The sequence below is a fragment of the Pseudomonas sp. Z1-14 genome (genome assembly GCF_051132005.1).
Classification (GTDB): Bacteria; Pseudomonadota; Gammaproteobacteria; order Pseudomonadales; family Pseudomonadaceae; genus Aquipseudomonas.
Map to the genome: position 1 here is coordinate 6,226,352 of NZ_CP071646.1, position 19,505 is coordinate 6,245,856.

The window sequence follows — 19,505 nt, forward strand, 5'->3', positions numbered from 1 at the left end:
ATAGCCGGCTCGCAACACGGCCCATGAATTCAGGAGTGACCTGTGGATAAGTTGAAAGGCGCCTTGCTGGTCGGCGCTCTGCGGTTGTTTGCGCTGCTCCCTTGGCGAGCGGTGCAGGCGGTGGGCTCGGCCATTGGCTGGCTCATGTGGAAATTACCCAACCGTTCCCGCGACGTGGTGCGGATCAACCTCGCCAAGTGTTTCCCCGAGATGGACCCGGCCGAGCGCGAGCGCCTGGTGGGCCAGAGTCTCAAGGACATCGGCAAATCCCTGACCGAAAGTGCCTGTGCCTGGATCTGGCCGGCCCAGCGCTCCATCGAACTGGTGCGCGAAGTCGAAGGCCTGGAGGTGTTGAAAGAAGCGCTGGCCTCGGGCAAAGGCGTGGTCGGCATCACCAGCCACCTGGGCAATTGGGAAGTCCTCAACCACTTCTATTGCAGCCAGTGCAAACCGATCATTTTCTACCGCCCGCCCAAGCTCAAGGCGGTGGATGAGTTGCTGCAGAAGCAACGCGTGCAACTGGGCAACAAGGTCGCGGCGTCTACCAAGGAAGGCATCCTCAGCGTCATCAAGGAAGTGCGCAAGGGCGGCCAGGTGGGCATCCCCGCCGATCCGGAGCCGTCCGAATCCGCCGGCATCTTCGTGCCCTTCTTCGCCACCCAGGCCCTGACCAGCAAGTTCGTGCCGAACATGCTCGCCGGCGGCAAGGCGGTCGGCGTCTTCCTCCACGCCCTGCGCCTGCCGGACGGCTCCGGCTACAAAGTCATCCTCGAAGCCGCCCCGGACGAGATGTACAGCACCGACACCGAAACCGCCTGCGCCGCCATGAGCAAAGTGGTCGAGCGTTATGTACGGGCCTATCCGAGCCAGTACATGTGGAGCATGAAACGCTTCAAGAAGCGCCCCCCGGGTGAGGCGCGGTGGTACTGAAGACCTGCTCTGGACGGCGCACCACGAAACCCTGTGGGAGCGAGCCTGCTCGCGAAAGCGCCCTGACAGTCGCCACATAACTGACTGACCCCACCTCCCCGTGGCGAGGGAGCTTGCTCCCGCTGGGCTGCGCAGCGGCCCCAATAACTTCTCCAAACACCCCGCCCAGCTATATACCGGTTGATGGCTAAAAGACATCACCGGATAATGCCCCTTCAAAAAAGCACATAAGGATTTGCTGTGAAGAAGCTCTACCTGGCTCTCCCACTCTGCGCGCTACTGCTCCAAGGTTGCGGCGTGACCATGACCCGCTATGAACCCAATTTTCAGAACGTTCAGCAGCTCAAGAAGAATGAACCCATGCAGCCTCTGCGCGAAGCACAGGTGAATGCCGATTCGGGCCAGGGCTCTTTGATGGTGCGCTTGAACCCGATTTCCTCGCCCGAGGGCAGCGTTCCCCTGCACATCCAGGCAGCGATCAACGATGAACTCCGTCAAGCTGGCCTGCTTGACCCCCGTGCTGACCGGCAGCTCCAGGTTCAGTTGATCAAGAGTCAGCTCACCGCAGGCGTGGGTAGCGGCCACGGCGAACTGGCTGCACGTTTCACGTTGCGTAAAGGTGATCAAGTCTTGTACGAAACCACTAAAGATGTGCAGCGTGACTGGGACAGCAGTTTCTTCGGTCCGATCGCCATTCCGGCTGCCGCGAACAACTACAACCCGATGTTGCAGGACTTGCTCAAGAGCCTATACAGCGATCCACAGTTCACCCAAGCATTGAAGTGAGCATAAAAAAGAGCCGCAATTGCGGCTCTTTTTTATCGTTGTCAGCCCCGGGGAGTTTGGGTACCGACAGCTGAATATTTCATGCGGTTATTGTCGACCCAGTTCTTCAACAGCGCATTGACTTGCCGATTGAAAGTGTCGGTGACGGCAGCCTTAGGCGTATTACCTGCCAGCGGCAGGAACCAGATGCCCATCCACGTATTGACCGCATCGTGATTGCTGGCCTTGCCCAACGGTTGGCCATGATCGTCCAGCGTTTCCAGGCTCATGGTGTACTGGTCGGTTGCCAGCGCAGGAATGACCGTGAACGTAAAGCCACTGATGAACGCCAAGACCATCTGCCCACCACCTGGCGCGTGGTTATAGACCTTCAAACGCAGACTGTAGTCGCCTGGTTGCTTCTGGAACTCGTCGAAAACCACGCGTCCGAAAAGCCCTGATTCATCGAAAGTGCGTTTCAGCTCGGGCTTGAGCATGTCGCGAGCTTGCGGGACCTCAGTGGCCTTGGCATTGTCGGGGTCGCCCTGATAGAAATCGAAGTCGACATAGACGTTTGGCTTGTTCGAGTAACCCGCCATCGAAGGCATATCGACAGGTGCTACTTCATCTTTGGTGAAACTGGCGCATCCACTGAGGCTCAAGGCCAAGGTGAGGCCTATGATTTTTGCAAATTGCATATCGACTTCCTTGCGTAAATTTCTACATGCCGCTCACGGAGAGGGCACGAATTCTAGCGAGATTCGCGTGAAATCAAAAGGCCATCATTTGGGTGGGCTAGGCAGGGTGTGAGGGGACGTATAGGGGACAGATTTATTTGTCATTAAAATCGTCCAACCAGTAGTACCGCACCCCCTGATTCACCCATCAAGGAGTCACTCCCATGAACATCGATTTCACCGGACGTAACGTATTGGTCACCGGTTCCACCAGCGGCATCGGTTTTGCGACCGCCAAAGGTTTTCTGGAAGCCGGTGCCCAGGTCGTCATCAACGGGCGCAGCGAAAGCAGCGTGGAGGACGCGTTGCAGCGCCTGGGCAATCTGGCTTCCAGGGCGACAGGCTTTGTTGGCGATCTCAGCAACGAACCTGGCTGCCAGGCGTTGATCGCCAAGCATCCAAGTTTCGATATCGTCATCAACAACCTGGGCATTTTCAAGCAGGAAGACTTCTTCGAGACGCCGGACAGCGAATGGCAGCGTTTCTTCGAAACCAACGTGATGTCGGGCGTGCGTGTTTCCAGGGCCTACGCGCAGGGCATGGTCGAGCGTGGTTGGGGGCGGATCGTGTTTGTCTCGTCGGAGTCGGGCGTGAACATTCCGGCCGACATGATCCACTACGGCTTCACCAAGACCGCCCAGCTTTCAATCGCTCGCGGCCTGGCCAAACGCCTCGCGGGCACGGGCGTGACGGTGAACTCGGTGTTGCCCGGGCCGACACTGTCCGAAGGCGTTGCCAAGATGCTCCAGGCGGACGTCGAGCGCAGCGGGGAAAGCCTGGAGAAGGTCGCGGCAGATTTCGTCAACGAGCACCGCAGCACCTCGATCATCCAGCGCGCGGCACGGGTAGAGGAAGTCGCCAACATGATTATCTATGCCAGCTCGGAACAGGCCTCGGCCACCACCGGAGCGGCGCTGCGAGTTGACGGCGGTGTGGTGGACAGCATCGTTTAGCTGCGTTGCCAAGAGCATGGCAAGTGTCCTTGCTCCGGTTGCCATGACGCCATGCAAAAAAACGCCGCTTCCTCATCCGAGAGAAGCGGCGTTTTTTCTTTTGGAAGCAACATTGGTTGATTTGACCAACTTTCGTAGCGTTGAAAGGATTGTTCAGCCCGCCTCTTTGCAGGCGATCCGAGCCCCTTCAGCTAGCCGTTCTCGCCCAGGCGATCCGAGCCAACTTCGGCTACCCGTAACTCGATCAGACGGTCGGAACCACCTTCGGCTACGCGTTTCTCGATGAGACGATCGGAGCCGCCTTCTGCTACCCGGTTTTCGATCAGGCGATCCGAGCCGCCTTCGGCTATGCGTTTCTCGATCAGCCGATCGGAGCCACCTTCGGCTATTCGTTTTTCGATCAGGCGATCCGAACCGCCCTCAGCGAATGTAGGTTGAACAAAAGAAGTCGCGAACGCATTGCCGAGCGACAGTGCCAGAAGCGAGCCAACGAGTGTTTTGCTGAAAGTGTTCATGTCCTGATCCTTATTTATTCGTAGATGAGTGAGTTAGACGGCGACGTGCAAACGGACGTCGACGTTGCCGCGGGTCGCGTTGGAGTACGGGCAAACCTGGTGAGCCGCGTCGACCAGCGCTTGAGCATCGGCTTGATCCAGACCTGGCAGGCTGATGTGCAGGTCGATGTCCAGACCGAAACCGCCAGGGATCTGGCCGATGCCGACGTGTGCCGTGATCGAGGCGTCAGCCGGAATGCTGCGTTTGCTTTGGCTGGCGACAAATTTCAACGCGCCGATGAAGCAGGCGGAGTAGCCGGCTGCGAACAACTGCTCAGGATTGGTGGCTTCACCACCGGCACCGCCCAAGGCTTTTGGCGTGGCCAGTTTCACGTCGAGGATCTTGTCGCTGGAAACAGCACGGCCATCACGGCCACCGGTGGAGGTTGCGACTGCGGTGTAGAGAACGTTCATGTGGGGTTTCCTTTTTTCCTGATGGGTCTGATTGAGTTTGGCTTTCGCTAAATGTTTGTGCGCTAACCAGTGGCGCTAAAGTTAACGCCCAAATATTTAGTGCGCAAGATAAATTTTCAAGAATATTCCCGTTTTTATTTAATTTATTGATTTCAAAAGAAATTTATTTTTTAGAATTAACGGTGCCAACCCGCATGAGCGGAGGGAGCCAGGAAAGGAAGTGGCGAGGGCTGGCAGAGCCAGCGCAATGGCAGCCTTCGGAGAGATGGAATTCACAAGCACAACGATTGTTTCTTGATCGTATCCACGCCCCACGTGGGAATGCTGCCAGGGGAAGCTCCGCGTTCCGCTTCTGACGCTGAGCGTGGGAAGGACCCGCCGACCAAATACGCCCTTACCGGACCACATATATATGAGCCTTTGCCTACAACCACATCGGAACCAGCCTGCTTGTATGTCTTGCTCCTGGGCTCTATCGTCTTTTTGCTCTGCCCGTCATCGTGTTCACCCCATGAAACGACCCTGCATCAGCAACTTCAAACATCAAATATTCCGCTCTACCGCAATGCAACTCGCTAAAGAGTTTTTGGGGGATGATCCTGGGGCGCTAGCGGAGAAAGGTATCGACGTTGAGCGGATAAGATACGAGCCGATTACCCGAGAGGCACGTGACCAATGCTATCTATGGGCCCTGAGGCCCAACTTTATCCATGGGAGGATATTCCTGGCTGGAAAATTCGCGACGGGAAGGCGTTTGACCTTTCTCTATGGTATGACCAGGAGTTATGTGGGCTTTGTTTTGCCACGCCCAAATCAAGCACCTTGTCGATCAAGGTTGTCCTCTTGGAGGGCAAGCCGGACGCCAATCACCCTTTAAAAGGTGAAGTTGCCGGTTTGGTCTTGATTGCGATCAGCCGATACGCGCGAATGCTGAAGCTCCGCGAGATAGAGATTTTTGAGCCCGACCCTGGAGCCGTCCCATGGTATCTGTACCTAGGCTTCGATTTCGACGACCAGCGGCGCCTTGTTATAGCGGTGAACCAGGCATAACATGAACCCAAATTTATTGTGAGTTTTCCATGAAGGCTTCCAAGCGAACTCCAAAACCATTGCTTGCAGCTCAATACGAAGCGGAAGCTCGCCGTCTGGTTGGCTACGCGACCAGTATTGAGCGCCAATTCTTGTCGGCTAGCCTCGCCAAGGGTAGGGAGCATGAACCGGTCGGCCGAATGGCCGGCGCCAGAATCTGATTTCTGCTGGTATTGATAAAAAAGACCGCCTGATTGGCGGTTTTTTTTCTCTGGGCAAAGCCAACCCGGCTAAGCAACGGCCACTTGATTACGCCCCAGCGCCTTCGCTCGATACAGGGCTTTATCCGCATCGTTCATCAGGCTGTGCAGATCCTTATTGCAAGCCCCCGTCGATGCGACGCCGAGACTGGCTGATATGCAGTGAACAGGCTCAATCATCAAGCCAGCGATCGTATCGATGAGCTGTTTTGCAATCTGAGTGGCGACTTCGATGGAAGTGTCTGGAAGCAGAATGGCGAACTCTTCGCCGCCGAGCCGACCGTGGATATCCGTGGCCCGAAACGACGAGCTGATGACCACGCCCATCTGACGTAGGACCTGATCCCCAACCTGATGGCCGTAGGTGTCATTGATGTGTTTGAAGTGATCCATGTCCAACATGACCGCGCACAACCCCAACCGGTTGGTTCTGCATTCGTCGTAAAGCTGCTGGGCATGCTCGAAAAAAGCCCGTCGACTTTTCAGGCCGGTCAGTTCATCGGTTTGTGCGGCGCGGGTTGAAATGCTGTTCGCCTGTTCCATCTCGCGGGTGAGTCGAAAAGCGGTTTCCAGTGCCTGGGACATTTTGTGCGTGGCGCGGGCAGCAAATGCCGCGAACACCAGGATCGAAAGCGCCATGCCGACTTGAATCGGCGACGGTTGGAACAGCAGCCAGACCGTGCACGGAAACAGCACCAGGCCAATGGAGACCAGTGTCATGTCCCGGTAGGCGGAGTAACAGGAGACCGCGCTGACAGTCATCCCCACGGTAAAAAGCATGACGAGAGCTTGCGAGAGGAGATCATCTTGCGGCATCAAAACAAGCGCGCCACCGCCCCAGATGCTCGCGGACAACACCAGCGAGACCCAGTATCTTCGCTCCCAGCGTTGAGGCGTGCGCTGAACCTCGTCGCTGCGAAAATAGGCAACGAACATCGCGATCCGCAGCAGCGTCGATCCGCTTAATATGGCCAGCCACCACACAACCGTGCTGTGCTCAAAGCGATCCCAACACAGCCAACACAACATGATGGCCGCGAGGTAACTACCAAACACCGCGGAAACGGATTGGCGAAACAGTTGCTGCAGTCGGTCAGTGCGCACTTGTCCGGCTATGCAAAAATCCATGCCATTGCGAGATCTCGGGCCATCCATGTGATCCACCTGATCGTGAAGCCGCTAGAAAACGCGATTGTGGCACCCTGCCAGCAACGCAAACAACCGAATTACACCTGCACCCACGAGCTTTGCATCGTGGCAAGGGAATTCATCCTCGCGGGGTTGCGCAGCAAGCCACCATTTCCCAGACTAAAACCGTCCCCGTGGCGAGGGAGCTTGCTCCCGCTGGGCTGCAAAGCAGCCCCAAGACAAGCCAACGCATTCCTACAGACAAACCGCATGATCGGTTGCGACCGCTGCGCGGCCGAGCGGGAGCAAGCTCCCTCGCCACAGGGATCGGAGCTGAAAACGAAGCGCTGTTTATTCCCGCTCTGCCATCTTTCCATCAAGCTACACATCCTTGCGCCATTACCTACAACTACGCCAGAATCCACCGGCTTGTGCGCCTTGCCCTCGGGTTCTATTGTCGTCCTGCCACTGCCCATCAGTGGTCGGGTTTAGTAGCTCGAGGTTGTGTCAGTAAGATGCACGAGTTCTCCATCAAGGTAGATTCCTACCTTGCACTTGATGGTAGCTGTGCGCAGGGCGCTTCGGCGCGCCGGCAATGCTGATCTCCCCGGTCTACTAACCTGCGTACAGCTGCCACCCTTCTTTTAGTAGGGAAGAGGTTGTGGCTTAACCTTGGAGTATCAGCTCATGTCGAAATCTACAACGAATCCGCCTGAGGCGGACCGCACCTCCTCGCCAACAGAACCGAAAGATGCTCTCCAATCGGCTCAACTCTTCACCGTCGTACAAGACACCGACAACGAATGCCTGCTCGCCAACCTCAGCGAAACCCTGGCTTCAGCCGACGCCATGGTCAGCAACCTCGCGTTCGATCTGCAAGGCTCGCACCGCCACATCGCCCTCGGCGTCCAGCAACTGATCGAGCTGAGCTCATTACTGGCGAACCGAGTTCTGGACAACGTTGATCCAAGATAAACGTCACACTGCAACCCCGTGGCGAGGGAGCTTGCTCCCGCTGGCTGCGAAGCAGCCCATTGGATAACGCTGAGCCGCGATAGCGAGCGAACCCCGCCAAAACCCGACGCTTTACGTCGGGTTTTTGTGTGCGGGTTACTCGACTTGCGACAGCTTGGCGTCGTCGCAACCGGCAGCGCGGCACTCGCGCTCGACAGCCTTGAGTATGACGATACGCGCTTCGGTCTTCTCATTGGCACAGTCCAGGTAGAGCAGGCCATCGTTGGAACAGGCGTTGTCACGAATCTTGATCCACTGGATCTGAGCGGCTTTCACCTTCTTCTTTTGATCCGGGTTCAGGGCACTCATCGTCTTCTTGTATTGCTCGTTGATTTCCTGGTCCGACTGAACCATTTTCAGCGACGCGCAATAGGTTCTGTCATAGGCGTTTCTAGGGTTATCGCAACTCATCGCAGACGCCGATGCTGATGCCATTGCCAGCAATGCCCCAACCAACAAAGACTTGATCACTCACTTCTCTCCCTGAATGCCCTCTATTGATTAGAGGTCGCGGCGGGGAATTTATCATGAGGGTCGTAGAACAATGAAGCGGATCTATGGTTCGACCCTCCGCCCTTCGCCCTCCTTTCGGAACGAAAAACAAGTAGCTACCGTATCGAGCGAGGGGTATCCCCACTCATCCCCAAGCCGGTCAAACACTCGTGGCGAGGGAGCTTGCTCCCGCTGGGCTGCACAGCAGCCCCAAAAGGCCGACACATTCCTACAGACAAACCGCATAAATCCTTGGAAGGCCCCCGCCGTCACATCCTCCTTGGCATCCAGCAGTTGATTGAGCTGAGTTCATTGCTGGCGAATCGGGTGTTGGATAACGTCGATCCCCAATAGCGACAGCTCTCAACGAAAACCCGACGCTACGCGTTGGGTTTTCGTTGAGGCATGCGTTGAGGGCTGCAAGCGCTCCCTTTATCCAGTGCCAAGCGATATCCTGCCTGACATCCGTCGCTTGGAAAGCACAATGAACGTCAAAAAAATTCATTCCTTATCGCTTATGGGAATCAGCGTTGCCGTCGTTGGAGCCCTACAGCTTCTTCTGCACGAAGCCATGATCATAATCGAGGAGGCAAGGTCTGGAGGCATTCCCTATCAGCTAAGTGCGGAGATACTGTTCGTTGTCCTTAGCCATGCACTCATCATTACCGCGATTCCGCTGTTATTAGTCACTAGAAATAAAACGATGGCAAGTTACATTGCTCTTTCGGTTCTTCTGTCGATCTACGCCCAATTTATGATAGGTATCAATATCGCTGGAGTTACAGTCTCTGTAGTGATTTTATCTGTGTTGATTATCTATGCAGTCAGAAAATTAAGCTTCGCCATCCGTTATTTCCGTGCGAAATAAATTCTAGGTTAAAGTATTTGCGAGGAATATTTATAAGCCAACTCAAGCATAAAAAAGCGGGGCTGCGTGTAAATGCAGCCCCGCTTTTCTTATTGCTCGATCAGCTCAAAACGCCGGTAAAACCGCGCCTTTGTACTTCTCGAGAATAAACGCCTTCACTTCCGGAGTATGCAGCGCTGCAACCAGCTTCTTCATGGCCTCGCTGTCCTTGTCGTCCGGACGGGCTACCAGAATATTCACATAAGGCGAGTCGTTGCCTTCGATCACCAGCGCATCCTTGGAAGGGTCAAGCTTGGCCTCCAACGCATAGTTGGTATTGATCAATGCCAGATCCACTTGAGTCAGCACGCGCGGAATGGTTGCCGCTTCCAGCTCACGGAACTTCAGATCCTTCGAATTCTCGGTGATGTCTTTGGTAGTCGACAGGATGTTGTTCGAGTCCTTGAGCTTGATCAGCCCGGCTTTGGCCAGCAACAACAGCGCACGGCCACCATTGGTAGCATCGTTCGGGATCACGACATTGGCGCCGCCTGGCAGTTCTGTAAGTGCCTTGTACTTGCTGGAGTACGCGCCCAGGGGTTCCAGGTGCACACCGGTTACGCTCACCAGATTCGTGCCCTTGGCCTTGTTGAACTCATCCAGGTACGGCTGGTGCTGGAAGAAGTTGGCGTCCAGGCGCTTTTCGGCGACTTGTACGTTGGGCTGGACGTAGTCGGTGAAGATTTTGACCTTGAGGTCCACGCCTTCCTTCGCCAATGCCGGTTTGACGAACTCGAGAATTTCCGCATGAGGAACCGGCGTGGCCGCGACGGTCAGGGTGTCGGCGGCGTGGGCGGAGAACGCTGCGGCGGCAGCGAAGGCAACCAGTAGTTTTTTCATTCAGCTAACTCCTTTTGAGGCGCCTGCTCTTGGCGCCTGCCAGCGAATGGCCGGCTCATGGTTTATTGGCGCGAGGCCTTATTTTCTAGAGAAATGCACAACCAGTTTGTCGCCCACGGTTTGCAGGACCTGGACCAGCACCAGCAGCAATACCACCGTGACCACCATCACGTCGGTCTGGAAACGCTGGTAGCCGAAGCGGATCGCCAGGTCGCCCAGGCCACCAGCGCCGACCACACCGGCCATGGCCGTGTAGGACACCAGAGTAATCGCTGTCACCGTAATCGCTGCGAAAATGCCCGGACGGGCTTCCGGCAGCAATGCGTTGACGATGATCTGTCGCGTGGTAGCGCCCATGGCCTGGGTCGCTTCGATGATGCCGCGATCGACTTCGCGCAGGGCGGTTTCCACCAGGCGGGCGAAGAATGGCGTTGCGCCGACCACCAGTGGCGGGATCGCGCCGGCCACGCCCAACGACGTGCCGGTGATCAACACCGTGAACGGGATCATCACGATCAACAGGATGATGAATGGCAGCGAACGCAGGATGTTCACCATCAGCGACAGCAGCGCGTAGAGTCCCCGGGCTTCAAGCAATTGGCGCGGGCTGCAGAGAAACAGCAACACGCCCAGCGGCAGGCCGAGCAGTACGGTGAACAGCAGCGAACCGAACAGCATCAGGAAGGTGTCGCCGGTTGCCAGCCAGATTTCCAGCCAGTCGATGTTTGCAAAAAATTCCATTAGCGCAGCACCTCCATGTGGACATCGGCCGCGGTGAAGCGGGCGAAGGCCGCTTCCATGTCACCGCCGGTGATGGCGAGGGTCAGTTGCCCGTAGGGGGTGTCTTTGATGCGGTCGATACGACCGGCCAGGATGCTGTAGTCCACGCCGGTTTCGCGAGCGACGGTTCCAAGTAACGGCGCGTAGGTCGCTTCGCCCTGGAATGTCAGACGCACGATGCGCCCCGGGACGTGAGCAAAGTCGTCGCGCTGTTCGCTTTCGTCGATCTGCTCGTCTTCCTGGACGAAACGCTTGGTGGTCGGATGCTTGGGGTGCAGGAACACCTCGGCCACCGGGCCTTGCTCGACGATCACGCCGGCGTCCATCACCGCGACTTCATCGCAGACACGCCGGATCACGTCCATCTCATGGGTAATCAGTACGATGGTCAGCTTCAACTCACGGTTGATCTCCGCCAGCAGTTGCAGCACCGAGGCGGTGGTCTGTGGGTCGAGCGCGCTGGTGGCTTCGTCGCACAACAGGATCTTCGGCTTGGTTGCCAGGGCGCGGGCGATGCCGACGCGCTGCTTCTGGCCGCCGGACAGCTGCGCCGGGTATTTGCGGGCGTGGTCGGACAGCCCTACCCGCGCCAGCAATTCGGCGACGCGGCGGTCGATATCGCTGCGGGACAATTCACCCGCCAGCGTCAGTGGCATGGCCACGTTGTCGGCCACGGTCTTGGACGCCAGCAGATTGAAGTGCTGGAAAATCATCCCGACCTGTTGGCGAAAACGGCGCAGGCCGTTGGCGTCCAGGGCGGTGACTTCTTCGCCGTCGACGATGATCTTGCCGCCGCTGGAATCTTCCAGGCGATTGATCAGGCGCAGCAGGGTACTTTTTCCCGCACCGGAATGACCGATCAGGCCGAAGACCTGACCGTTCTGGATGGTCAGACTGGTCGGGTGCAGCGCGGGGATATCCCTACCGGCAACCCGGTAGGTTTTATGGACGTTTTGAAACTCGATCACGTAGCGAACCTTGTGGGGCGCGGTGGAAAAGGATCAGCGGTAAGCCGGGCGCGCATTTTAGCCTGTCCGTATAGAGGTTCTTAGCATTTATTTGAGATTGAACCAGCGATTTGGCAATAAGGCGATCAAAGGGCATAAAAAAGGAACACAGCGAAACGGTATCGGTCACTCATTAGGCACCTCCACATATGCCCAGGTACCGTGCCTGGCGCATCGAACTCACGGGTCCTGGCCACGGCGGGGATCGCAACGAGGAGTCATGCCTGATGAGCACTAAAAAACCTGCCGCCCCCAGCCAGATGGCCGGGACCGACACGCTGGATCGCAGCAATACCAACGCCAAGCTGGAGAGCCTCGAACAGTTTCGCTCCGATGCCACCGAACAGGCCTTGCGCACCAACCAGGGCGTGAAGATCGCCGATAACCAGAACACCCTCCGCGTCGGGCCGCGTGGGCCGTCGTTGCTGGAAGACTTCATCATGCGTGAGAAAATCACGCATTTTGACCATGAACGTATTCCCGAGCGCATCGTTCACGCCCGAGGGACCGGTGCCCATGGCTACTTTCAGGCCTACGAATCGCATGCGGCCTTGACCAAGGCCGGTTTCCTGCAAGACCCAGGTAAAAAGACGCCAGTGTTTGTACGTTTTTCCACCGTGCAGGGCCCACGGGGTTCCGGTGACACGGTGCGGGACGTGCGCGGCTTTGCAGTGAAATTCTTCACCGACGAAGGCAACTTCGATCTGGTGGGCAACAACATGCCGGTGTTCTTCATCCAGGATGCGGTGAAGTTTCCTGATTTCGTCCATGCGGTGAAACCCGAGCCCCATAACGAAATCCCCACCGGCGGATCGGCCCACGACACCTTCTGGGACTTTGTCTCGCTGGTACCGGAGTCGGCTCATATGGTGATCTGGGCGATGTCCGACCGGGCAATCCCGAAAAGCCTGCGTTCCATGCAGGGTTTCGGCGTGCACACCTTTCGCATGATCAACGCTGAAGGCCGCAGCAGCTTCGTCAAGTTCCACTGGCGGCCCAAAGCCGGGACCTGTTCCCTGGTATGGGACGAAGCCCAGAAGCTCGCGGGCAAGGACACTGATTACCACCGTCGCGATCTCTGGGAGTCGATCGAGATGGGCGACTACCCCGAGTGGGAATTTGGCGTACAGATCGTCGCCGAGGAAGACGAGCACAAGTTCGACTTCGACCTGCTCGACCCGACCAAGATCATCCCCGAAGAGCTGGTACCCATTACGCCGCTGGGCAAGATGGTGCTGAACCGCAACCCGGACAACTTCTTTGCCGAAGTCGAGCAGGTTGCGTTCTGCCCCGGACATATCGTGCCGGGCATTGATTTCAGTAACGACCCATTGCTGCAAGGCCGGCTGTTTTCCTACACCGATACGCAGATCAGCCGACTTGGTGGGCCGAATTTTCACGAGTTGCCGATCAACCGCGCCATCACCCCGGTGCACAACGGCCAGCGTGATGCCATGCACCGCACTACTATCGACAAGGGGCGCGCGTCCTACGAGCCGAACTCCATCGATGGCGGCTGGCCGAAGGAAACCCCGCCTGGTCCGCAGGATGGTGGTTTCGAAAGTTATCCGGAGCGCATCGACGCCCACAAGATCCGCCAGCGCAGCGATTCGTTCGGCGATCATTTCTCCCAGGCGCGGTTGTTCTACAAGAGCATGAGCCCCCACGAGCAAGAGCACATCATCGCGGCGTACAGCTTCGAACTGGGCAAAGTGGAACGCGAGTTCATCAGGGCGCGGCAGGTGAACGAGATCCTCGCCAACATCGATCTGGAACTGGCCGGGCGAGTTGCGAAGAACCTCGGCTTGCCGGCTCCCACTGCCGGTACGGTCGATGTTCCGACGCCTTCCCTGGAGCAGTCCCCGGCGTTGAGCCAGGCCAATCTGCTGTCCGGCGACATCAAGACCCGCAAGGTCGCGGTGTTGGTGGCCAATGGCGTCGAGGGGACAATCATCGATGCGCTCAAGCAGGCACTGGAAGCCGAAGGGGCCCACGCGAAAATCCTCGGCCCAACCTCCGCGCCGGTGACCACCGCTGCTGGGCAAACGCTGCCGGTGGATGCGTCCATGGAAGGCTTGCCGTCGATTGCCTTTGACGCGGTGTTCGTGCCGGGCGGGGTGGAGTCGATCAAGGCGCTGAGCGCCGATGGCGTGGCGTTGCATTACCTGTTGGAGGCCTACAAGCACCTGAAGGCCATCGCGCTGCATGGCGAAGCGCGACAGTTGCTGGTGTTGTTGAAGCTGGAGGCGGATGCGGGGCTGATTCCGGACGCTGATGCGGGCAAGTTCCAGGCGTTTTTTGACGCGATTGCCCAGCATCGGGTTTGGGCGCGGGAGCCTAAGGCCAAGGCTATTCCAGCCTGAAGAGATTTGTTGTTTGGTAGGACGCCTTCGCGAGCAGGCTCGCTCCCACAGGGATATGTGTCGATCACAACACCCATGTGGGAGCGAGCCTGCTCGCGAAGCTTTCAGTGCTTACGCGGAGTCAGAACCACTTGCGCCGGCACGCTACGCAAGATCTGCTTCTGCAGTTTCAAATCAAACCCGGGATCGAGTTTCTTCACCCGCTTGGTCAGCAATGTCGCCAACCACGGGTAATCATCGGTGCGCGGGGCCTGGATGCTTACGTCGCACTGATAATTCACAACATCGGCGGCGATGGCGTCCAATTGATGACGCATTTTCTGGATATCGCCGATATTCAGCGCAACCGTGGTGGCCTCCGCACTCGGGTCGATCACCCTTGCAACCGGCTTGGCTTCGGCGGCCTGGAGGGCGGCTTCGGCTTTTTCCAGCTCGGCCTTGCGGGCCTGGGCGATCGCACTGTTCACTTCGCCGGTAAGTGCCGGCGCTTTTGGCATCAGCGCGCGAGCCCGGCTCAGGGCGGTGGCGGCGGCGTTTACATCGCCTTTTTGCAGGTCGATCTGGCTGCGGCGCAAGTACGCCTCGGCCAGTTGCCGCTGGTAAGGCTCCAGCGACGGATCTTCAGGCGTCTGGGCTTGCAACGCGGCCAACTGACCTTCTGCGGTGGCCAGTTCATTGCTGGCCAGGCTCTGTTCGAGCTGCGCGATGGCCGGGCCCCGGGTATCCGGGGTTTCGACGGTCGGCGGCGTGCTCTGGCAGGCGCCCAGCAGCAGGGAAAACGCGACAAGGAGCAGATAACGGGAGGCGAACGGCTTCATTCCTGCGACTCTCTAATTGCGCAAAAAGCGAGCAAGTCTACACCCCTCGACGGGGCAGGACAAAACTCAGCAGAAACAACGCCGCCGCGCTGACCACGATCGATGGTCCGGCCGGAGTGTCCTTGAACCACGACAACGCCAGCCCGCCACACACCGCGAGCATGCCCAGCAGGCTTGCGCCCAAGGCCATCTGCTCCGGTGAGCGGGCGTGACGCTGTGCCGCAGCCGCCGGAATGATCAGCAATGAAGTAATCAGCAATACACCGACGATCTTCATCGCCACGGCAATCACCACTGCGATCAACAGCATCAGCGCCAATCGCAGGCCCACCACGGGCAGGCCCTCGACCCGCGCCAGTTCCTCATGGACGGTAACCGCCAGCAACGGACGCCACAGCGCCACGAGCAACAGCAATACCGCCGCGCTGCCGCCGAGGATCCAGGCCAGGTCCATCGGACTGATCGCCAGGAGATCGCCGAACAGATAGGCCATCAGGTCGATCCGCACGTCGCGCATGAAGCTGAGCACCACCAGCCCGAGGGACAGCGTGCTGGGAGCCAGGATGCCCAGCAGGGTGTCGGACGCCAGCGGCTGGCGCTGTTGCAAGGTCACCAGAACCACTGCGAGCAGCAGGCAACCCACGGTCACCGCGATGGCGGGGCTGACGTCCAGCAAAAACCCCATGGCCACGCCGAGCAGCGCCGCGTGGGACAAGGTGTCGCCGAAATAGGCCATGCGCCGCCAGACCACGAACGAGCCCAAGGGGCCGGCGACCAGGGCGAGGGCCAGGCCTGCAAGCAGGGCGTACAACAGAAAATCAGCCATGCTTGCAGCCGTCTCCATGAACATGATTGGAAGCAGAAGGAGCGCTGACCACCGAACCGTGCAGGTCATGGGAATGGTCATGATGGTGGTGATAAATCGCCAGGCTTTGTGCGTTTTTTCCGAACAATTCGACAAAGGCCGGATCGCCACTGACTTGCTCGGGATGCCCGGAGCAGCAGACGTGACGGTTGAGGCAGACCACCTGGTCGGTAGTGCTCATCACCAGGTGAAGGTCGTGCGACACCATCAACACACCACAGCCGTGGCGGTCGCGCAGGCGGGTGATCAAGCTGTAAAGCTCGGCCTGTCCCGCCACATCGACGCCTTGCACGGGCTCGTCGAGCACCAGCAGCTCGGGCTCGCGCAACAGGGCGCGAGCCAGCAATACACGCTGCATCTCGCCGCCGGACACACTCTGCACCGGGCTGTCGATCACTTGCTCGGCGCCGACTTCCTTCAGCGCCGCCAAGGCTCGCTCGCGGTCGACGCCCGGCACCAGGCGCAGAAAGCGCAGCACGGACAGCGGCAAGGTCGGGTCGACGTGGAGTTTCTGCGGCATGTAGCCGACACGCAGCCGGGGCTTGCGCCAGACGCTGCCGCTGTCCGGCTTGAGCAGGCCCAGCACGGCGCGCACGAGGGTGGTCTTGCCGGCGCCGTTGGGGCCGATCAAGGTGACGATCTGCCCCGGTTCGACGCTCAGGTGAATGTTATCCAGCACGCTCTGCCCGGCGAACGTCACGGCCACCTGTTCGAGGCGGATCAACGCGTTGCTCATCAGGCCCCCTGGCAACCGGAGCACAGGCCGACCACTTCGACGGTCTGGGTGTCGACCACGAAGCCGACGTCCTTGGCGCTGGCGACGATCGCGTCGCTGATGGACTTCTGTTCCAGCTCGATGGCCGCATGACATTCGCGGCAGATCAGGAACTGGCCTTGGTGGGCGTGCTCCGGATGGTTGCAGCCAACGAAGGCGTTCAGCGAAGAAATGCGATGTACCAAGCCGTTTTCCAGCAGGAAATCCAGCGCCCGGTAGACTGTCGGCGGCGCGGCGCGGCGGCCGTCCTGCTCGCTGAGTACCGCGAGGATGTCGTAGGCACCCAGCGGCTTGTGGCTTTGCCAGACCAGCTCCAGCACTCGCCGACGCAAGGCGGTCAGCCGCAGGCCCTGGCGCGCGCAAATGGCATCGGCCTCGGACAGCGCGCTGTGCACGCAATGGGAGTGATCATGGGGACGACTGGCAAGGGGGGTAATGGGCATGGGCAGCGACGAGTTTAGTGAGAGACGTTATTATGTTACCCGTTCTCGCCTCTTCGAGTGGTCATCGTGTCCCGAATTTTTTCGCTCTTTGTCGCTTTTGTCGCAACATTTCTGCTGATTGGCCCGGCCCGGGCCGACGTCAAGGTGCTAACCAGCATCAAGCCGCTGCAACTGATTGCCGCCGCGGTGCAGGACGGCGTGGCCGTTCCGGAAGTGCTGTTGCCCCCTGGTGCCTCGCCTCACCACTATGCGCTGCGTCCATCCGACGTACGGAAGGTGCAATCGGTGGACCTGCTTTACTGGATCGGCCCAGACATGGAAGGTTTCCTGCCGCGTGTGTTGAATGGTCGTACGCAGCCTTCCGTCGCCGTGCAGGATCTGCCGGGGCTCAAGTTGCGTCATTTCGCCCAGGACAGCGCGTCCCACGAGGACGAGGAGCCTGCCGACGAACATGACCACGACCATCGTCCCGGCACCGTGGATGCCCACTTGTGGCTGTCGCCGCTGAACGCCCGGGTGATCGCCGCCAGAATGGCTGCCGACCTGAGCGCGGCGGATCCGGCGAACGCGGGCCGCTATGAAAGCAACCTCAAGGCTTTCAACCAGCGCCTCGATGCATTGGACGTACGCCTCAAGGCGCGTCTGGCCGGGGTCGCAGGCAAGCCGTATTTTGTGTTCCACGAAGCGTTCGACTATTTCGAGGACAACTACGGCCTCAAGCATGCCGGGGTTTTCGCCGTGGCCGCCGAGGTCCAGCCCGGTGCCCAGCACGTGGCGGCGATGCGCACGCGCTTGCAGGCGGTGGGCAAGACCTGCGTCTTCAGCGAACCGCCGCTGCGTCCGCGCCTGGCCGAGACGCTGGTGGCCGGGCTGCCGGTGAAGCTGGCCGAACTGGATGCGCTGGGCGGCTACACCCCGGCAACGGCACAAGGGTATGAGCAATTGCTGGAAAAGTTGGGGAATGATCTGGCGGGGTGCCTGGAGTCGTTGTAACACCCCGCTCTCGTGGCGAGGGAGCTTGCTCCCGCTCGGTTGCGCAGCAACCGCAAATCTTGGGCCTGCTGCGCAGCCCAGCGGGAGCAAGCTCCCTCGCCACAAAGGCATTCAGGTCCGCTGGTTGCTAAAGGGCGAACGGCAACAGCGTGCTGACCTTCTGCCGCTGCGCCAGCCGCCGCTGAAATTCCTTCGGATCATGAATCAACACATCCTGCCCGGCGAACGATTCGGCGGCAATCAGCCGCGACAGCCAGAACCGCACGCACGCCACGCGCAGCATGGTCGGCCATAGTTGCGCCTCGGCGGATGTGAACGGCCGCAGCGCCGCATAAGCGCCAAGCAACGCTCGCGCCCGCGGGCCATCGAGCATGCCTTCGTCATCCGAACACCAGTCATTCAGTGCAATGGCGACGTCATACAGCATCGGCCCGGAACAGGCGTTGTAGAAGTCGATCAACCCGGTCAGGTGGGTGCCTTCGAACATCGCGTTGTCGCGGAACAGGTCGGCATGGATGTTGGCGCGGGGCAGCGCGAGGATGCCGATTTTCTGCACGGTGATTTCGTCCAGTGCCGCCTCCAGCAACTGACGGGCATCGGCGTCGAGGTGTGACAACAGCGTGGCGCCCTCCTCCTGCATCCAGTCCAGGCCACGGTCGGTCTTGCGCTTGATCATGTTGTCGCGGGTCGCCAGGTGCAGGTGCGCAAGCAATTCACCGACCTGGGCGCAATGCTGGGCGTTGGCCTGCTTGACGTGCTTGCCGGCCAGGCGCGGTTGCAGCAGCGCCGGTTTGCCGGCCAGTTCCCTCAGTGCGACCCCCTCGGTGGTGCGCAAGGCGTAAGGCACCGGTAAATTGGCGCCGTGCAGCACGTCCAGCAGTTCGATGAAGAACGGCATCTCCTGCACCGGGCCGCGCTCGACCAGCGTCAGGACGAACTCGCCCTGTTCCAGGCTGATGAAAAAATTGGTGTTTTCGCTGCCGGCGGCGATCCCCTGGAAATCAAGCAGGCGGCCGAGCCCGTAAGGGGCGAGAAAGGTTTCCAGCTCGGGCCGAGCCAGGGGCGTGAACACAGACATGGTTAGAACTGCCAGTACGGGCGCCCTTCAGCGGGCGCCGGTTGAAGTCGCGAGCGGTATCACCACTCAAAAATTTTCCACGAAGGGATCAGCATATCCGGCTGGTCCGAACGAATGAAATTTGCATCAGTGCCGTCGGCGCGTACCAGGAAATAAGGCTTGCCGTTCTTGGGCGTGACCTTGATCGCGTACAGGAAGCCGTTTTGCCGATATTCCTGAATGGTTCTGTCGCCTTCGGTGCGGATGGTGACATCCGGGTCCGCCGAAGGAGCGTCATCCGCCGCCATGACGGCCAACGGTGTGAATGCAAACAAGCCAGCCAGTAACAGGCGATTTAGTGTACGCATGATAACCTTGTCC

Annotated in this window: 22 protein-coding genes and 1 pseudogene; 9 read left to right on the forward strand and 14 right to left on the reverse strand. The window is 58.9% G+C overall.

Annotation, left to right across the window (positions count from 1 at the left end; translation table 11 throughout):
- Positions 1-42 precede the first annotated feature (42 nt).
- Positions 43-930, forward strand: a complete 888-nt coding sequence (locus J3P89_RS28425) for a lysophospholipid acyltransferase (protein ID WP_198796133.1) — start codon at positions 43-45, stop codon at positions 928-930.
- Between the two features lie 240 nt (positions 931-1,170).
- A complete protein-coding gene (locus tag J3P89_RS28430; protein ID WP_434696348.1) occupies positions 1,171-1,716 on the forward strand; it encodes a hypothetical protein in 546 nt (181 codons plus the stop codon).
- A gap of 41 nt (positions 1,717-1,757) precedes the next feature.
- Here J3P89_RS28430 and J3P89_RS28435 read toward each other — a convergent pair whose 3' ends face one another.
- Positions 1,758-2,393, reverse strand: coding sequence for a hypothetical protein (locus J3P89_RS28435; protein WP_434696349.1), 636 nt, complete (start codon positions 2,391-2,393; stop codon positions 1,758-1,760).
- Between the two features lie 203 nt (positions 2,394-2,596).
- Between J3P89_RS28435 and J3P89_RS28440 the strand changes: the two genes are divergently transcribed.
- Positions 2,597-3,385, forward strand: coding sequence for an SDR family NAD(P)-dependent oxidoreductase (locus J3P89_RS28440; protein WP_434673174.1), 789 nt, complete (start codon positions 2,597-2,599; stop codon positions 3,383-3,385).
- A 191-nt stretch (positions 3,386-3,576) separates the two neighbouring features.
- Here J3P89_RS28440 and J3P89_RS28445 read toward each other — a convergent pair whose 3' ends face one another.
- Both J3P89_RS28445 and J3P89_RS28450 read right to left on the reverse strand, forming a co-directional pair.
- The gene (locus J3P89_RS28445; RefSeq protein WP_434570720.1) at positions 3,577-3,900 is read right to left on the reverse strand and encodes a hypothetical protein; all 324 of its coding nucleotides are present in this window, start codon (positions 3,898-3,900) and stop codon (positions 3,577-3,579) included.
- Between the two features lie 33 nt (positions 3,901-3,933).
- Complete coding sequence (locus tag J3P89_RS28450) at positions 3,934-4,353, reverse strand: organic hydroperoxide resistance protein (RefSeq protein ID WP_434559736.1); 420 nt, start codon at positions 4,351-4,353, stop codon at positions 3,934-3,936.
- 675 nt (positions 4,354-5,028) lie between these two features.
- Between J3P89_RS28450 and J3P89_RS28455 the strand changes: the two genes are divergently transcribed.
- Positions 5,029-5,403: a hypothetical protein gene (locus tag J3P89_RS28455; RefSeq protein WP_434696350.1), complete on the forward strand. Its 375-nt coding sequence runs from the start codon at positions 5,029-5,031 to the stop codon at positions 5,401-5,403.
- Between the two features lie 269 nt (positions 5,404-5,672).
- On the opposite strand, the gene J3P89_RS28460 is transcribed toward J3P89_RS28455, so the two are convergent.
- On the reverse strand, positions 5,673-6,797 hold the full coding sequence (locus J3P89_RS28460) for a diguanylate cyclase (protein WP_434696351.1): 1,125 nt from the start codon (positions 6,795-6,797) through the stop codon (positions 5,673-5,675).
- A gap of 660 nt (positions 6,798-7,457) precedes the next feature.
- Here J3P89_RS28460 and J3P89_RS28465 point away from each other — a divergent pair.
- The gene (locus J3P89_RS28465; RefSeq protein WP_434696352.1) at positions 7,458-7,745 is read left to right on the forward strand and encodes a DUF6124 family protein; all 288 of its coding nucleotides are present in this window, start codon (positions 7,458-7,460) and stop codon (positions 7,743-7,745) included.
- Positions 7,746-7,880: 135 nt separating this feature from the next.
- Here the strand turns inward: J3P89_RS28465 and J3P89_RS28470 are convergent, their stop codons facing one another.
- Complete coding sequence (locus J3P89_RS28470) at positions 7,881-8,255, reverse strand: lysozyme inhibitor LprI family protein (RefSeq protein ID WP_305497763.1); 375 nt, start codon at positions 8,253-8,255, stop codon at positions 7,881-7,883.
- 273 nt (positions 8,256-8,528) lie between these two features.
- On the opposite strand from J3P89_RS28470, the pseudogene J3P89_RS28475 reads away from it, so the two are divergent.
- Both J3P89_RS28475 and J3P89_RS28480 read left to right on the forward strand, forming a co-directional pair.
- Positions 8,529-8,630, forward strand: a pseudogene (locus J3P89_RS28475) (DUF6124 family protein); the annotation flags it as partial.
- 130 nt (positions 8,631-8,760) lie between these two features.
- Positions 8,761-9,144 carry a hypothetical protein gene (locus tag J3P89_RS28480; protein WP_434696353.1) on the forward strand — a complete coding sequence of 128 codons (384 nt, stop codon included), beginning with the start codon at positions 8,761-8,763 and terminating at the stop codon, positions 9,142-9,144.
- A 105-nt stretch (positions 9,145-9,249) separates the two neighbouring features.
- Here J3P89_RS28480 and J3P89_RS28485 read toward each other — a convergent pair whose 3' ends face one another.
- From J3P89_RS28485 to J3P89_RS28495, 3 genes are all read right to left on the reverse strand, one after another.
- On the reverse strand, positions 9,250-10,023 hold the full coding sequence (locus J3P89_RS28485; protein ID WP_434696354.1) for a MetQ/NlpA family ABC transporter substrate-binding protein: 774 nt from the start codon (positions 10,021-10,023) through the stop codon (positions 9,250-9,252).
- Positions 10,024-10,101: 78 nt separating this feature from the next.
- Positions 10,102-10,764, reverse strand: a complete 663-nt coding sequence (locus J3P89_RS28490; RefSeq protein WP_434654541.1) for a methionine ABC transporter permease — start codon at positions 10,762-10,764, stop codon at positions 10,102-10,104.
- Positions 10,764-11,771: a methionine ABC transporter ATP-binding protein gene (locus J3P89_RS28495; RefSeq protein WP_434570734.1), complete on the reverse strand. Its 1,008-nt coding sequence runs from the start codon at positions 11,769-11,771 to the stop codon at positions 10,764-10,766. The genes J3P89_RS28490 and J3P89_RS28495 overlap by 1 nt, the downstream gene beginning before the upstream one ends.
- Before the next feature lie 266 nt (positions 11,772-12,037).
- Here J3P89_RS28495 and katE point away from each other — a divergent pair, with 266 nt between their 5' ends.
- Positions 12,038-14,173: a catalase HPII gene (gene katE / locus J3P89_RS28500; protein WP_434696355.1), complete on the forward strand. Its 2,136-nt coding sequence runs from the start codon at positions 12,038-12,040 to the stop codon at positions 14,171-14,173.
- A 104-nt stretch (positions 14,174-14,277) separates the two neighbouring features.
- Here the strand turns inward: katE and J3P89_RS28505 are convergent, their stop codons facing one another.
- The 4 genes from J3P89_RS28505 to zur are packed head-to-tail and all read right to left on the reverse strand — an operon-like array spanning position 14,278 to position 17,074.
- Positions 14,278-14,991, reverse strand: coding sequence for a PA5502 family lipoprotein (locus J3P89_RS28505; protein ID WP_434696356.1), 714 nt, complete (start codon positions 14,989-14,991; stop codon positions 14,278-14,280).
- 37 nt (positions 14,992-15,028) lie between these two features.
- Complete coding sequence (gene znuB / locus J3P89_RS28510; protein WP_249876777.1) at positions 15,029-15,817, reverse strand: zinc ABC transporter permease subunit ZnuB; 789 nt, start codon at positions 15,815-15,817, stop codon at positions 15,029-15,031.
- Entirely contained in the window at positions 15,810-16,592 is a 783-nt protein-coding gene (gene znuC, locus J3P89_RS28515; RefSeq protein ID WP_434673165.1) for a zinc ABC transporter ATP-binding protein ZnuC, read from the reverse strand. The genes znuB and znuC overlap by 8 nt, the downstream gene beginning before the upstream one ends.
- Positions 16,592-17,074 (reverse strand): zinc uptake transcriptional repressor Zur, encoded by a 483-nt coding sequence (zur, locus tag J3P89_RS28520; RefSeq protein ID WP_053126886.1) that lies wholly within the window; start codon positions 17,072-17,074, stop codon positions 16,592-16,594. Before zur ends, znuC begins: the two co-directional genes overlap by 1 nt.
- Positions 17,075-17,140: 66 nt before the next feature.
- On the opposite strand from zur, the gene J3P89_RS28525 reads away from it, so the two are divergent.
- Positions 17,141-18,067 carry a zinc ABC transporter substrate-binding protein gene (locus J3P89_RS28525; protein ID WP_434696357.1) on the forward strand — a complete coding sequence of 309 codons (927 nt, stop codon included), beginning with the start codon at positions 17,141-17,143 and terminating at the stop codon, positions 18,065-18,067.
- Positions 18,068-18,194: 127 nt separating this feature from the next.
- Here J3P89_RS28525 and J3P89_RS28530 read toward each other — a convergent pair whose 3' ends face one another.
- On the reverse strand, positions 18,195-19,145 hold the full coding sequence (locus tag J3P89_RS28530) for a homoserine kinase (RefSeq protein WP_434626929.1): 951 nt from the start codon (positions 19,143-19,145) through the stop codon (positions 18,195-18,197).
- A gap of 59 nt (positions 19,146-19,204) precedes the next feature.
- Entirely contained in the window at positions 19,205-19,492 is a 288-nt protein-coding gene (locus J3P89_RS28535) for a DUF2782 domain-containing protein (RefSeq protein WP_122567709.1), read from the reverse strand.
- Between the last annotated feature and the right edge of the window lie 13 nt (positions 19,493-19,505).

Excerpts from the sequence above, each read along its gene's own strand:
- J3P89_RS28535 (WP_122567709.1), bottom strand. The coding sequence starts at position 19,492 with ATGCGTACACTAAATCGCCTGTTACTGGCTGGCTTGTTTGCATTCACA.
- zur (WP_053126886.1), bottom strand. The coding sequence starts at position 17,074 with ATGCCCATTACCCCCCTTGCCAGTCGTCCCCATGATCACTCCCATTGC.
- J3P89_RS28455 (WP_434696350.1), top strand. The coding sequence starts at position 5,029 with ATGCTATCTATGGGCCCTGAGGCCCAACTTTATCCATGGGAGGATATT.
- znuC (WP_434673165.1), bottom strand. The coding sequence starts at position 16,592 with ATGAGCAACGCGTTGATCCGCCTCGAACAGGTGGCCGTGACGTTCGCC.
- J3P89_RS28435 (WP_434696349.1), bottom strand. The coding sequence starts at position 2,393 with ATGCAATTTGCAAAAATCATAGGCCTCACCTTGGCCTTGAGCCTCAGT.
- J3P89_RS28530 (WP_434626929.1), bottom strand. The coding sequence starts at position 19,145 with ATGTCTGTGTTCACGCCCCTGGCTCGGCCCGAGCTGGAAACCTTTCTC.
- J3P89_RS28460 (WP_434696351.1), bottom strand. The coding sequence starts at position 6,797 with ATGGATGGCCCGAGATCTCGCAATGGCATGGATTTTTGCATAGCCGGA.
- J3P89_RS28480 (WP_434696353.1), top strand. The coding sequence starts at position 8,761 with ATGAACGTCAAAAAAATTCATTCCTTATCGCTTATGGGAATCAGCGTT.
- J3P89_RS28505 (WP_434696356.1), bottom strand. The coding sequence starts at position 14,991 with ATGAAGCCGTTCGCCTCCCGTTATCTGCTCCTTGTCGCGTTTTCCCTG.
- J3P89_RS28465 (WP_434696352.1), top strand. The coding sequence starts at position 7,458 with ATGTCGAAATCTACAACGAATCCGCCTGAGGCGGACCGCACCTCCTCG.
- J3P89_RS28450 (WP_434559736.1), bottom strand. The coding sequence starts at position 4,353 with ATGAACGTTCTCTACACCGCAGTCGCAACCTCCACCGGTGGCCGTGAT.
- katE (WP_434696355.1), top strand. The coding sequence starts at position 12,038 with ATGAGCACTAAAAAACCTGCCGCCCCCAGCCAGATGGCCGGGACCGAC.
- J3P89_RS28485 (WP_434696354.1), bottom strand. The coding sequence starts at position 10,023 with ATGAAAAAACTACTGGTTGCCTTCGCTGCCGCCGCAGCGTTCTCCGCC.
- J3P89_RS28490 (WP_434654541.1), bottom strand. The coding sequence starts at position 10,764 with ATGGAATTTTTTGCAAACATCGACTGGCTGGAAATCTGGCTGGCAACC.
- J3P89_RS28445 (WP_434570720.1), bottom strand. The coding sequence starts at position 3,900 with ATGAACACTTTCAGCAAAACACTCGTTGGCTCGCTTCTGGCACTGTCG.
- J3P89_RS28440 (WP_434673174.1), top strand. The coding sequence starts at position 2,597 with ATGAACATCGATTTCACCGGACGTAACGTATTGGTCACCGGTTCCACC.
- znuB (WP_249876777.1), bottom strand. The coding sequence starts at position 15,817 with ATGGCTGATTTTCTGTTGTACGCCCTGCTTGCAGGCCTGGCCCTCGCC.